General features: G+C 44.6%; 19 protein-coding genes, 2 tRNA genes and 3 pseudogenes. 7 read left to right on the plus strand and 17 right to left on the minus strand.

From position 1 onward, the window contains the following. Positions 1–440: 440 nt before the first annotated feature. From AACU94_RS09495 to hokD, 8 genes and pseudogenes are all read right to left on the minus strand, one after another. A pseudogene (locus AACU94_RS09495) lies at positions 441–521 on the minus strand (tellurite/colicin resistance protein); the annotation flags it as partial. A gap of 1,099 nt (positions 522–1,620) precedes the next feature. Next, positions 1,621–1,695, minus strand: a tRNA-Gly gene (locus tag AACU94_RS09500). A 3-nt stretch (positions 1,696–1,698) separates the two neighbouring features. Then, positions 1,699–1,774: transfer RNA gene (locus AACU94_RS09505), tRNA-Thr, on the minus strand. A gap of 328 nt (positions 1,775–2,102) precedes the next feature. Beyond that, the gene (locus AACU94_RS09510) at positions 2,103–2,648 is read right to left on the minus strand and encodes a DUF1133 family protein (protein ID WP_135489347.1); all 546 of its coding nucleotides are present in this window, start codon (positions 2,646–2,648) and stop codon (positions 2,103–2,105) included. Further along, positions 2,645–2,935: a DUF1364 domain-containing protein gene (locus AACU94_RS09515; protein WP_135489348.1), complete on the minus strand. Its 291-nt coding sequence runs from the start codon at positions 2,933–2,935 to the stop codon at positions 2,645–2,647. The genes AACU94_RS09510 and AACU94_RS09515 overlap by 4 nt, the downstream gene beginning before the upstream one ends. Next, positions 2,935–3,534, minus strand: coding sequence for a DUF1367 family protein (locus tag AACU94_RS09520; RefSeq protein ID WP_135489349.1), 600 nt, complete (start codon positions 3,532–3,534; stop codon positions 2,935–2,937). The genes AACU94_RS09515 and AACU94_RS09520 overlap by 1 nt, the downstream gene beginning before the upstream one ends. Before the next feature lie 38 nt (positions 3,535–3,572). Further along, positions 3,573–3,861 (minus strand): annotated as a pseudogene (locus AACU94_RS09525) (hypothetical protein). A gap of 346 nt (positions 3,862–4,207) precedes the next feature. Next, the gene (gene hokD, locus AACU94_RS09530; protein ID WP_012578894.1) at positions 4,208–4,363 is read right to left on the minus strand and encodes a type I toxin-antitoxin system toxin HokD; all 156 of its coding nucleotides are present in this window, start codon (positions 4,361–4,363) and stop codon (positions 4,208–4,210) included. 283 nt (positions 4,364–4,646) lie between these two features. Between hokD and AACU94_RS09535 the strand changes: the two genes are divergently transcribed. Further along, positions 4,647–5,531 carry a hypothetical protein gene (locus AACU94_RS09535; protein ID WP_000273481.1) on the plus strand — a complete coding sequence of 295 codons (885 nt, stop codon included), beginning with the start codon at positions 4,647–4,649 and terminating at the stop codon, positions 5,529–5,531. Further along, positions 5,519–5,980, plus strand: coding sequence for a hypothetical protein (locus tag AACU94_RS09540; RefSeq protein ID WP_135489351.1), 462 nt, complete (start codon positions 5,519–5,521; stop codon positions 5,978–5,980). Before AACU94_RS09535 ends, AACU94_RS09540 begins: the two co-directional genes overlap by 13 nt. A 205-nt stretch (positions 5,981–6,185) precedes the next feature. On the opposite strand, the gene AACU94_RS09545 is transcribed toward AACU94_RS09540, so the two are convergent. From AACU94_RS09545 to AACU94_RS09580, 8 genes are read right to left on the minus strand one after another with little or no spacing between them, the layout of a single operon-like run. Continuing rightward, a complete protein-coding gene (locus AACU94_RS09545) occupies positions 6,186–6,497 on the minus strand; it encodes a hypothetical protein (RefSeq protein ID WP_135489352.1) in 312 nt (103 codons plus the stop codon). Beyond that, positions 6,490–6,747, minus strand: coding sequence for a hypothetical protein (locus tag AACU94_RS09550; protein ID WP_000004330.1), 258 nt, complete (start codon positions 6,745–6,747; stop codon positions 6,490–6,492). Before AACU94_RS09550 ends, AACU94_RS09545 begins: the two co-directional genes overlap by 8 nt. Continuing rightward, positions 6,744–7,166 carry a DUF977 family protein gene (locus tag AACU94_RS09555; RefSeq protein WP_135489353.1) on the minus strand — a complete coding sequence of 141 codons (423 nt, stop codon included), beginning with the start codon at positions 7,164–7,166 and terminating at the stop codon, positions 6,744–6,746. The genes AACU94_RS09550 and AACU94_RS09555 overlap by 4 nt, the downstream gene beginning before the upstream one ends. A 15-nt stretch (positions 7,167–7,181) precedes the next feature. Then, a complete protein-coding gene (locus AACU94_RS09560) occupies positions 7,182–7,943 on the minus strand; it encodes a DUF1627 domain-containing protein (protein ID WP_135489354.1) in 762 nt (253 codons plus the stop codon). Positions 7,944–7,977: 34 nt separating this feature from the next. Then, positions 7,978–8,439 (minus strand): replication protein P, encoded by a 462-nt coding sequence (locus AACU94_RS09565; protein WP_000139493.1) that lies wholly within the window; start codon positions 8,437–8,439, stop codon positions 7,978–7,980. After that, entirely contained in the window at positions 8,432–9,496 is a 1,065-nt protein-coding gene (locus tag AACU94_RS09570; RefSeq protein ID WP_135489355.1) for a DUF1376 domain-containing protein, read from the minus strand. Before AACU94_RS09570 ends, AACU94_RS09565 begins: the two co-directional genes overlap by 8 nt. A gap of 12 nt (positions 9,497–9,508) precedes the next feature. After that, positions 9,509–9,931, minus strand: coding sequence for a toxin YdaT family protein (locus tag AACU94_RS09575; protein WP_001585636.1), 423 nt, complete (start codon positions 9,929–9,931; stop codon positions 9,509–9,511). Next, positions 9,915–10,142 (minus strand): Cro/CI family transcriptional regulator, encoded by a 228-nt coding sequence (locus AACU94_RS09580; RefSeq protein WP_000476989.1) that lies wholly within the window; start codon positions 10,140–10,142, stop codon positions 9,915–9,917. The genes AACU94_RS09575 and AACU94_RS09580 overlap by 17 nt, the downstream gene beginning before the upstream one ends. 77 nt (positions 10,143–10,219) lie before the next feature. Here AACU94_RS09580 and AACU94_RS09585 point away from each other — a divergent pair, with 77 nt between their 5' ends. Both AACU94_RS09585 and AACU94_RS09590 read left to right on the plus strand, forming a co-directional pair. Next, a complete protein-coding gene (locus AACU94_RS09585) occupies positions 10,220–10,627 on the plus strand; it encodes a helix-turn-helix domain-containing protein (RefSeq protein ID WP_001003377.1) in 408 nt (135 codons plus the stop codon). Positions 10,628–10,815: 188 nt separating this feature from the next. Further along, positions 10,816–11,121, plus strand: coding sequence for a hypothetical protein (locus AACU94_RS09590; protein ID WP_000144717.1), 306 nt, complete (start codon positions 10,816–10,818; stop codon positions 11,119–11,121). Here AACU94_RS09590 and AACU94_RS09595 read toward each other — a convergent pair. Further along, positions 11,083–11,316: a hypothetical protein gene (locus AACU94_RS09595; RefSeq protein WP_001559054.1), complete on the minus strand. Its 234-nt coding sequence runs from the start codon at positions 11,314–11,316 to the stop codon at positions 11,083–11,085. The genes AACU94_RS09590 and AACU94_RS09595 overlap by 39 nt on opposite strands. A gap of 405 nt (positions 11,317–11,721) precedes the next feature. Between AACU94_RS09595 and kilR the strand changes: the two are divergent. From kilR to AACU94_RS09610, 3 genes and pseudogenes are all read left to right on the plus strand, one after another. Next, positions 11,722–11,942, plus strand: a pseudogene (gene kilR / locus AACU94_RS09600) (killing protein KilR). Next, entirely contained in the window at positions 11,936–12,112 is a 177-nt protein-coding gene (locus tag AACU94_RS09605; protein WP_000241145.1) for a YdaE family protein, read from the plus strand. Before kilR ends, AACU94_RS09605 begins: the two are co-directional and overlap by 7 nt. Positions 12,113–12,185: 73 nt before the next feature. Beyond that, positions 12,186–12,461 carry a hypothetical protein gene (locus AACU94_RS09610; RefSeq protein WP_000632298.1) on the plus strand — a complete coding sequence of 92 codons (276 nt, stop codon included), beginning with the start codon at positions 12,186–12,188 and terminating at the stop codon, positions 12,459–12,461. Positions 12,462–12,464: the final 3 nt, after the last annotated feature.

Here is a 12,464-nt window from a genome sequence, read left to right on the forward strand (position 1 = left end):
GAAGATGAATCATTTTTATTGTAGTGAAATTGAGATGTTGTGGACTTCCCTGAATATCTGACTTTATGCCTGATATTGTGGTTCCAAAAACAACAATGTAAACCACCCTCATACCGGGGAACATCTCTTTGGTGTTATTTACAACACCGGAATGATGCATTTCCGACTCTCCAAAGAAACACAATATTTCTACCGAAAATACACCATTCCGCTATTGTAAAATAACAGCGCAAACCACTGACTAGCCAATTACAAATCGGTGTTCCTGTTTCCTGAGCAATGTTTACTCTTCATATGAGTTCTTGTCGGGGAATAAAACCACTCACCCGGAAGACAGACGTATAATAACAAGGAATAAAATCACTTCAACTGTAATAATCTGAAAAATGATTCTTGCCACATGAAAACACCCACCAACCGTCCATTACCACAAATAAAAAAGCCTTCACCGCGTCGCGGTTTTCCATTTTCTTTACTTCTACAATAGCCTTACGGGTTTTCTTTTTGAAAATCCCAAACATCGTGAATTTTCCTTTTAGTAGGTGAGCCTCCGCCCGGGGTGACCAGTCCACAGAGAAAGTCACACTGATCATCCCGTAAGCTTACCCCTGAAAGGTTCTGTGGTTTTTGATCCGCGCCGGGCGTAGCGCAAAGAAATGAAATAAGCCTTATCTGAAATTAAGGTTAATCTGAAGATTTAAACCATTCTAAATGCTTAGTAGTATAAACATGCCTATTGAAAGAGGCAGATACTAATCCTTCTTCACGGACCTTGTCCCGCGGCTTTAATCCGACAGCCGCGCCCTTTTTCGCCAATATAAACCGGATTGAACTCATACAAAAAGCTCACCGAAGCGAGCCTGTTAAAAGTATATTTACCATTACAAGTGGACCGTCACCGGGGACTCGAACCCCGCACCACAAAACAACAATATTTGTTATGCACTCTTACCCGATGAGTTAGTGACGGCTTTTTGTTCTGCGGGAATCCAGTCTGACGAACAGAACTATCGGAACACCTTGCAAAAAAAAGCCAGCCACCAGAGACTGGCTGGCAAATTACAAAGTTTAAATGATTCATCATACAAGCGTCGTTACAGGGGAAACCTGCGGTGTAGCAAGATACAGAAATGTAAGCAAACTAACAATAAGCAAGCACAGCATATTCGGAATAAGTTATAAATTTAACGATGTAATGCTTATTCAGCGTACAATTCTGCAAATTACCGAAAAAAAACCGCCTGTTAAGGCGGTGGTCAAATCAGTAAGTGCTGAAGAGTATTATTATAATATAGGTGAGGTGTCGGGTGCCTCCCGAAATACCTGACATACCATCAGATACTGTAGTTTCCCCGCTAAACAACCACTTAAACCACCCCCGCACATGGGGCTCACCTCATTTTGTGATGTTAACAACATCGGGATAGTGCATAATCAGCCCCTGCCAGGAAACATCAAAAAAATCCCACCAATAATGCACTATTCCGATAGTATCAAAAAACACAGCACCGAAATCATAACTGGTCTCCGTTATAATTCGGGAGAGCGATAAAGGATATACGAGACCTTTCCCGCGAAAAAAACGCCAGTGCTGAAAAACCTGTGCCTCATTTGTTTTGCTGGAGCGGGCAGCGGGAATCGAACCCGCATCATCAGCTTGGAAGGCTGAGGTAATAGCCATTATACGATACCCGCATATGGTGCCGACTACCGGAATCGAACTGGTGACCTACTGATTACAAGTCAGTTGCTCTACCTACTGAGCTAAATCGGCATTATTTCCTCAGACAGGAATATATCGCAACCACTCCCCCTGAAGAACTGCGGCAAATAATACGTTTAAATAATAAAACTGCAATACACCATAACGTCAAGTTTTGTAAAGTTATTTTTAGATTTCCATTTTGTCGGCTTTGTATATAAATTTAAAAACAGTTATAAATATACACAAAATATATTTTATACAACAATTTAATCGCGCATTTTTTAATCGGGCTTCAGAAATAAAAAAACCCGCCAGTGGCGGGTTTTTAAGTTCACGTTTCTGGTTAACCTCGCGATACAGCTTTGCGAAGCGTAACTGAATTGAAGCAGCTTATTGCTCACTTTGCAATAGTTTTTTTTTGTGCCGTGAACATTGGTTTATAAAGCATAAATTCAGCAATCATCAGCCATTGATCGATACGACGTCGACAGGTAATTAATGTCCAGTCAGGATGATTTTCATTTAACTGCTCTGCCATTTTCAGTTTGCTCATTCCCCGCCCTTCATATCGTTGTCGGAGGATGCTAATTAATCCCGGATACTCGACCAGCACTTCGCTAATTACCCGATCAATACATAACGCCTCGGCATCAGTACAATGAGACAACCAGCTTTTCTGCTTACCGTCGAGCATTTCCCGCAAAAATGCCTCCAGTTCCGTCTTATCAATCCCCGCTTTTTTCATCCTGCGCAGAACTTCATTGATGGCTGTTTTCGTCAATTTTTTGGATGCCAGCAACTGGTTAAACATATTCCCCGTCTTACCGCCGCCAATATACGACCAGCGCCCCCACATACGCAGTTTTCCCTGAATCCAGACACTTTCCAGCGTGGTGAGACGAAGGTGTTCCCCGCTTTTTCCTGTATTTGTTGGGTAAATCATAAATAACCTTCCTTTCTCCAGATTTCTTGTGTGCGAAAAACACCTTCTGCATGCATCAGGCGTAATTCTTCTTTGGTGTAATCGCTGGTTTTTACTCTCCCGTCGATTAAATCGTGGCATGAGCTACAGGCAATTGCAGCCTGCATATCGTGTGGCTTTGTCACTGTTCCACACGTCCCCGCCAGTCTGTAATGCGCCAGCACGGAAGTTTCGGGATTGTGATTGCAGTAGCCAGGAATTCTGACCTGACACATCTGGCCCCGCGCCGCTTTACGTAAATCTGCCATCACGCAAACTCCAGCAGCTGTGCAGCCACATTTTCGACTTGTTCCGGAGAGGAAAATTTACGGAACAGAATCCAGTTCCACAGCACATTCAGTACAGATTTATAAACCTGCTGAAACTCGGTTTCGTCCATATTCGCAAACGCGATGGATTTCGCCCGACGCCCGCGGTTACCGTCCGGATAAAAATGCTCAGTGTAAAATCCGGCCTGAATGGTTACCCATTCACGGAAGGCGTCAAATGACTTGAGTAATGCCGTATCCTGGGTTCTGCGTGTCGCAACTGTATTCAGATATTGCTCTGCGGCTTCGCTCAGGGCTGGCGTATGTTCCCTGCCTACCGAGTCACACAGGTAATCAACGAAACCTGACACCAGTGTTCGTTCACGAGGCGTGATCGCCCCACCGACCGGAGTCCAGAAATCGAATCCCAGTTGCAGGAGTTTGAAAAAACGCTTGTGGAATGCGTAGTTACGAACACGCTTAAAGTCAGCGTGTATCCACTCGCCTATTTTGATTTGATGCAGAAAATCGCAACTCTCCGGCGTCGCCGGGAGAAGTAAACCAGAAGAAGTTTGTTTGACCAGTTGTATATGTGCCATCGGTTTTCTCCGGTGGCACGGTGTTACTCAGCAGGGGGTCAACCCTGTGCTGAATTGTAGATGAATTCACTCAGTCTCAAAAGCAAAAAATCCAGCCTTAAGTCCTATCTCTTTCAAAGCCTGTAATGATGTGACAAATTCATCTTCACGTAAAATAAAACCGTCCACCATAAGTCCATCCACAAAATAAATTAACACAGCACCGCTCTTCCTTTTCTGGGATTGTAAACATTTAATGCGGCAGTGACTGACAATAGTTCCATTCTCAACGCGCACAGCATAGAGGCCATTTTCACTAAACAATTCATGCAATTCTTCGATTTTCATCTTCAGAATCCTTCCAGATAAATAGCTCTCCCCTTTTCAGGGTCCATCCATCTTCTCCCTGCGCGCTACTCAAAACGGATGAATTCTAATTAATCTTTATTTCGAAGCAATCGCAAAAAAAATAAAGCCGAAAATAAAAACAAATACGACAAATACGACAAATACGACAAATACGACAATATCAAAAATCAACTAACCATTCGGACAACAAGGCAATATAATTTCAGTTAAAAATTATTAATCCCTTATTCATGAAAAACAAAACCCGCCGAAGCGGGTTAAGTGCGGGTGCGTTGAGGATACCTGACACATCAGAGGTGGCGGGGATTTCTCCCCGCCAGGTCTCTTACTCCTCAGGTTCGTAAGCTGTGAAGACAGCGACCTCCGTTTGGCCGGTTCGGATTCGTACCTCGCAGAGGTCTTTCCTCGTTACCAGTGCCGTCATTATGACGGTTAAACAGATGACGATCAGGGCGATTAACATCGCCTTTTGCTGCTTCATAGCCTGCTTCTCCTTGCCTTTCGGCACGTAAGAGGCTAACCTACATGTGCAAAGCATGAAATTGGCCTCAGATTAATGTTAAGCGTCTTGCCGGACGCGTAATGTTAACTGGGGCTTTTCTCTATCTGCCTTTGGTGGCATGCCCGAGGCAGATAGCCTCAAGCACCCGCAGCAATTCTACCTATCGGACATGTTGCTGCCAACAATTTTAGTTTGAAGCCTCCCCATTGAATGTTTCCTCGGAATAGTGATAATAGCGGTAAACTTTATATGGAGATTCTCAATGTATTTTTTTGCTTTACGCGTACTATTAAAGCCCAGAGATCCAGATTTGTTTCAGCATAGTGGCGAAGAGCGATGTATTGAACACTTCGAGCAAGCGATCGTTCACGCATCAAAAAATATAAAACGAGTGTCACAAACACCATCTGTCCATAAAAACTGGCAGTATAGATTAAAACTTTCTGTCGCCCCGACTGATGGCGTCATGGCAGGTTTGATTTCGAAACAAAAGAAACTGCATGGTTACAATGAGGACTTTCAAGAATACAATGTTCCAAGTTTCCCTCCTGTAGTATGGTTATGGGATCGTCAAGAACAAGTTATTTTAATTGAACGAAAAACCACTGTTTTTAAAAGTGCTCACAATGCGGCAATGATGTTTGAGGAATTATCTAACAATGATTACCTCGTCGAAAAAGGATTACGCATATTTATTGAACCTTGTCTGGAGAAGGACAACTTTTGGGTTGAATATGACAAGTTAAGGCATATTGAGCAAGTGACATTTGCTCTTGTTATGCCAAATATTTTTGGGGATAGTAAAAAAGCACTAACAGACGCCTTAAACAAAATAGAAGATGATACCAATGCTACTGCTCTAACCACAACATTTGAAAATAAAGATGGAAATCTTAATCTTCGTGATTCCACATGGGCAAATGTTTTAGTTGATTGGACTAATGATGGCGGAGGAAGTTGGCAGATAAAAGGGAAAAAGAGTCCTACAGCCAAAAGTATTACTTTAAATAGTGAGCCTACAGCAAAATTAATTTTTGTAGATGGTTCTCTTTCAGAATGCACATTAAGTGGTTATTCTGCAAATGACGTAAAGGACATTATTTCCCTAGTAAGAAAAGATTATCGGTTTGAAAAATGCAAAAACTAGCAACCTTGATGGTGAGACTAATTGTTCTTGGTGTAATTTGCTTTATTTTTTCTTCAGAGGATAAAAACACTTACTCTATAATCGAACAGTCTTCAGCTGGTATTATTGGTGCCACCTTAGGTGGCATCATCGCTGGTATATCAGTAATTTTTAGCATGCTAATCAACATCTGCCCTCAAAATAATAAACATGTATTTGATGATTATTTTGTCAAGCTGGAATCAGATTTAAAAATCCTGATTTTTTGTCTTGGTGCATCCGTTTTTATTCCTTATTTAAGGGAGATGGACATACCTTTGCTAGAATATCCAAAATGGGAGTTTTTTATGTCAAGAGCGCGATTATTTACCACGTTTGAAATATTATCCATTGCATTATCATTAAATATAACACTGGAGGTCATTAGTTCTATGATTATAGTTGTAAAAAAAGCATTACAAAACAAATAAAACAGTTTGCAACATCTAACAACCCATTTCACTTCCTGATTTCTTTAAGCGTAATAATCATCGTGTTTTATTTATATTTTCTCACCGCCCTTTCGGGCGGCCTCCTGATGTTTTGAGGGTGCAGAAATCCCTCCGGTTAAGGATTTAATAAAAACCACTTCTGATTTAAATTTTCAGTGTTTTGTTATCAGGTGGTTTATCACCTTTATGCTTCAGCCTTATTTCGCAACCAGACACAAACCGGGCCATCTTCGGTGTCATGTATTGAACCAATAAACCATCCATTGCCCTCTGGTCGTTCCGGTGCCCATGCAGAAATATCAGCATCACACGCATCAAGGTCAGCACATCCTTCGTCTCTGAAGCAGAGGACGCATTGAAGATTATTTTCCGCCATCCAGGCGTTAAACTCTTCCGTTGAAATATATTCCCTACCATCACAGAATTTTTCATATTCAGGATGCGTCCAGCAGCCATATTCATCACGTATTACTGGTATTTCTTTAATTTCATTCATTTCTGTTCTCCCACGTTTTCAGACTTTCACCACAGAACGGGCAAAAACACATTGCAACGCCACGACCGACATATTGACCAGAGTGAATTTGAGCAATGTCTAAGCCTGGCTCGCCAGTGTTTATGTTCACACGCCCCGGGATAAATATACCTTTGCTCTTAAATGTTGGATTTCCATATTCGAGTGCTTTTGCCAATGCCGCACACGGTTCTATCTGATTGCCATTAACCCTGCATTTTGATTCACTCACCGCACCACCTCCTGAAATTTCCCCTGATAAAACGCCAGCACACGCTGCATAGCTTCACTTTTCCTGCACTCGCGACAGATTATGTTCATATGCCTGTCGTAGCGGCGTATTTCTCCGTCTGGTAATGACCAGATAAGATCCTGATCAACCACAACCGGTTTCTTCACCTTTGCCCTCGATAGTTTTTTGCGGGCGTTTTGCCAGTCCTTACGAGCCTGTTCAGAGGGAAATAACCCGTAGCCAGAGTTGTATACATCACCACTGGCGACCAGCTCTCTTGCGAGAACGCTCATTAAATATCTTGTCGCACCTGTCTTAGCTTCCAGTTGTCGTAACGTCTCGCGACCGCTCAGACGTACAAGTTCAACAACCTGCCCTTTAATTATTTCCCGCTCTTCTTGTGTAAATACTTTTGCCATAAGCGCCTCCGGCAATCACTTTTCCGATGCAACACTGCGGGAAAAATCAGTAATCTGTCGAACAATATCCCTGTGCCTGTTCAACTCCCGCAGCGCGGCGCAGATACGCTCCCACTTCTGGACATGATTTTTCGCCCGACGCAGTTCGCGATTTGCCATATGCAGCGATGGCAAAACCAGGTCATCCGCTTGTGTTTCGGTGTACGATGGCAACGACTGCACAATGTCCGCTACAGTTTCTGTTTTAATATCTTCCTGTGTTGCAGCTTCCTGCACCGGTAACGCAACACCTGCTGGTTGAGGAAAGGCTTTACCATGGGTTTCCGCTATCGATTTAACTTTCGGCTCTGCTGGTAAATTACCGCCCGGCATGCAGTAACGAAATTTACCGTTCTGATTAACGCGAATCAGACGACCTTTGCTGATTGCCATTGCCAGCGTTGAAGCCACTTTGCGGGATGTTGTACCGAACAGCGTAGCCAGTTCATCCGCCGTTTGTGGGCCACGTTGTTCAATCGTCGAAGTTAAATCGCTCTCCGAAATTTTCGTCACTGTTGCCGTAGTGGTTTCTTCCGGCAGCACTGTCTGTGCTGGCTGTTCCTGCTGAACGTTGTTATCAACCACACGCCAGGTGTATACGCTTTTATCAACGAAGCCAGCCTTTTTCAGTTCCCACAGCTCGTTCAGCACTTCTTCACGACTGATATCAAGTCGCGCTGCCAGTTCTACCGACGTGGCTTTTCCCATTGCTTTCAGTGCGTCAAAAACGGTCTCCATAAAAATTTCCTCCCGGTAAAAATTACTTCTCAACTCAAACAAAACCAGCCGCTTTCCGGCGTTCGTATTCCTGTTTCAGCAACTCAATTGGAGTTGGCCCCGACGGGCGTTCTGGTGCAGCCAGTTGCCGCCGGACTGGCGGAACACTGAGGCCGTCACCAACTTGTTTTGCCCATTTCGCCAGTTGCCGTTCTGCAAGTCGTTTTAACTCCCCTTCGGTCATCTGACGCTCAATCCCTTTTGCCCGCATCTCGAGGCAAATGTGATACAGCACAGGCTGAGACCACGGGTATTTATCGCTTCCGTCGTATCGCCAGGACTCGTTGCGCCAGCGTCGGTACTCCTCCATCACGGCATCCACAGTCAAACCAAACGGATTTGCCCCACTTTCCGAAATCAACGCCACAAACTCTGCCAGGTCAGGAGGCCATGTTTCACCCGCCCGACAACGCTCCATGCACTGGCGGCAGACCTGCCGGATTTGCTGCTCAGTCATCGCGCCAATCTGTGCAATCCAGAGCTTCGAAGGTGCGGCCCCGTTCTTCTGAGTCCAGCGGTTCGAATAAACCTCCCCCATGAGTTCCCACAGCTTCCACGCCGTTTCCGTCGCTGATAAATCCGTTTTCACGTTCCCACTGTTCACGTGCTGCCCGAATTTCCCGAACTGCCCGTGATGCGGTGCCACCTGGTGCTGCTGCATAGCTCACCCCCTTGCTGACTGGTTTAACCTGCGCCCTGACGTGATTTACGTGACGGGCGAATTTCTGCTCCCACTGAACCTGCGTGAAAACTCTCCCCTCCGCCGTCCAGTAGTCCCGGAAGGCAGCAAGTTCGGCATGTGTAAATTCCGGCTCTGGCAGGGCAACGCCCCACAGTGCAGCCCGTCGTCGAAAATCCAGCGACGGATGCCAGCCATCGGTCATCGGAAATTTCCCGATGGGTTCAATCAGGCCGTCAAGATATTCGGGTTCCGTTGTCTGCGATGGCGTACCGTTCGATTCACTTGTCGGAGTACTCTCGCGTACGCGCGCGTTATGTGTGGGGTTTAATTCTTTTAGATCTGTATCTTTATTAGTTGCTTTTGTGTTGGCATCATGTTCAAACACCACTCCAACATATGTTTGAACACCTGTTAAATTTCTCTCTTGTTTTGTTTGAACATCTGCTTCCTTTCTGCTTCTTCTGGCCTGAACAGATGCTTTTCCTGCGGCTGATTTTTTGGTTAACTTTTCCCTGACTGATGCCAGATCTTCCTCAATCCGAAGATGCCCCCATTCGTCGCCGTTATCGCAAAAAAACTCCCGCAAGGATGGTTCAACATCAGCCCATCGCTCGTTAGTCAGACGGGCAATTTTTGCCAGCCTGTTTTTGGGTATTGGCTTTCCTGTTTGCCAGTAATTGAACATCAGCAACAAATACGCACCGTGTTCCTCTGCTGACAAATGCATGGTGTCAGCCAGGTAATCAGCTATGTACAGTTGCATGTATGGTAATGCGGCCATAATTGCCCCGTATGATGCTGCCCGGTGGCTTAGAATAAGCACAACCAGCATGGAAACTTTTGCTTAATGAACAATGACAGAATCGTCGGAAGACCCACCGCCGCTGAAATGCGCTTTCCGGTAAACGGCCTGAACTGCATCATCATGCGCATCAATTGCCGTACTCAACGCTTCCTGCGCCGCCAGTAATGCACGGCGTTCCAGGGTATCGAAGATGCAGAGTCGGTGACGCAGCTCGCGCGGAAGGATTGCCAGAATTGCTGGGATCAGCTTCTGAATTTTTTCCCTTTGCGCTTTTGTTTCACCTTTCAACCAGCGGTGATAGATGTTCTGCTGATTATTCCAGTCCTTGCCTGGTACCAGGGGCAATTCGCCGCCCCCCTGGCGCAGATATTCTTCAGTAATTGCGTTAGCGACCCACGCCTGCCCTTTTTCGGCTGCCAGGGCTAACAGCACTGATTCGATGTGCTCATGCCTGATTTTCATGAATCACCTTCCCAGGTCGTTTTGCCTTACGATATTCGTCATAAACTTTGGGGTCGTACTGAAGCTCCCCGCCAGATGCTTTTTGTAGACGCATCGCGCGACCTTCGGGAACCAGTTCTCCCCATTGAGAAACAGCAGATGGATCAACGCCAGCAGCTTTCGCCACTTTGGCCTTCGTGCCATAAAAATTAATTACGTCTGATTTAAACATCACTCCCCCACGCTTGAGTTTTCTCAATATTAATCACCCAAGGAATCTCAAGTCAAGGATTATTAAGATATCTAAATATGAACGAGAAAACTTTAGGTCAACGAATTAGAGAAAGACGCAAACAGGTTGGCTTAAGTCAAAACGATTTAAGCAAGGCTGCTGGCGTATCTGGCTCATCAATTTCATTGTGGGAAAGTGACCATACAGCCCCGCGCGGGCAAAATTTGCATCGCCTAGCCGAGGTATTGCAATGCTCACCGACTTGGATACTGTTTGGCGACGAGGATAAAACACCGGATCCCCCAGTTGCACTCAACAACGCCTTAGACTTATCGGAAGATGAGTTTGAGATGTTGCGATTATATCGCGCACTACCAAAATCAGAGCAACAAGCACAAATCAGCGAACTTCGTGCCCGCGTTGAGAATTTTAATCGCCTATTCACCGAGCTACTAGAAGCTCGCAAACGTAATAAGCATCAATAATCATCCCTTCATAAAAATTTAAAGCCTTACATTTCAATGTGTTGGCTTTATTTCACATTTGATATTGAGTTTTCTCATCAAAAACACTTGACCCGTAGACATGAGAAAACTAAATTACATTCCATCAAGACACCGCACGGTGTTCTCAGCAAACAGTTCCGCCACCCGGCGTTAAGGGGAGAGATAAGATGACATTTACTCAGGGTATTGATCCGCTAGAAACGAATAATGCTGTATTTTGTCTGGCGTATGAATTGTCTGTACAGGCATCAACAATGGCAAAGGAAAGAGAGTTAACTCCAGGGCAGGCACGTCTCGCACTGGAACTCGCCAGCCGGGTATCAGCAGCAAAAAAAATCGCACCAGCCGTAATGGCGCGAAACCTGGCTGATGCAATTGCAGATTTCAGGTCACTACAACCATACAATTATCATGTCGAAGAGGCATTAGAAAAATTAATCGCTGCTGCCGACGCCATCATTGATGAACTGTAATAATTGATATGCGGGAGAATTTCTATTCCTGAGAGACGCATTTTTCACGCCTGGGCAACGCCCGGCAATTGCCAGATTCAGTTTTTCACGCTGCTCTGGCGTAAGAAGTTTAACAAGTTCTTCAAGAACAAGCGCGGTAGCCTCTAATCTGGCGGAAAGATAATCAATATTTTTGTGTTGAGATTGAATAGGCATAAGTAATTCCCTACTGGTTGTGTGGAAACTCCAGTATACCACCGAGCCTGAAGTGGTAAAAAGACAGGCATACAACACGAAGGCGCATTTCCGATATCCATAAAGAGTCGGTCTTGTCTGTTAAATTTAAATGGTGGGAGTGCGCCTCCGGTTGTGAATAACAACACTGCTGTGTGTAGTCTTGGCGGCATCAGTTTTTTCTTGAAGTTCGACTGATGTCCGCCCTTTTTAAAGTGAATTTTGTGATGCGGTGAATGCGGCTAAGCGCACGCGGCACAGTTAAAAGTCATGTTAGTCCTTATTGGTTTGGGTGGGAAAGCCGACTGTAATTGTTAACTGGTTGCAGTCACCTGGAGGCACCAGGCGCCGCATCAACAAAGTTCATTTGTAAAAATGGAGATAATTATGATTGCACATCACTTCGGAACTGATGAAATACCACGTCAGTGTGTGACTCCTGGCGATTATGTTCTTCATGAAGGCCGGACATATATTGCTCGGCAAATAATATTAAAAAGAGGAAACTTTATATCCGTAGCCTGACCACAAAAACATGCATTACTGACTGCATGATCAAAGTCTTCCTCGGTCGTGATGGTTTACCTGTAAAGGCGGAGTCATGGTGAAGACTAAGAAAATAAAATGTGCTTACCACCTTTGTAATAAAGAAATTGAAGAAAGCAAAAGCATTAAAACACCACTTCATTTCATGCGTGGAGTTATCCCAACGACGGAAATGAAAAAATATTGTAGTGAAATATGTGCCGAAAAAGACCAGATGGCACACGAACTTTAATTAACTGACTATTCGAAACTGAATTTATGCCAGCAATGGCAGGGATTCGCTCAACCTAATTAAGGAGAAAAACATGATTACCAATTATGAAGCCACTGTTGTAACTACCGATGACATTGTTCACGAGGTTAATCTGGAAGGAAAGCGCATTGGCTACGTGATTAAAACAGAAAATAAAGAAACCCCATTCACTGTGGTTGATATCGACGGTCCATCAGGCAACGTAAAAACACTTGATGAAGGTGTCACAAAAATGTGCCTGGTTCACATCGGAAAGAATCTGCCCGCAGAAAAAAAAGCCGGATTTCTGGCAACTCTGATTGCAATGAAATTAAACGGTGAAATCTGAAAG

Source organism: Escherichia sp. E4702, assembly GCF_963883545.1.
In the GTDB taxonomy this organism is placed as follows: Bacteria; Pseudomonadota; Gammaproteobacteria; order Enterobacterales; family Enterobacteriaceae; genus Escherichia.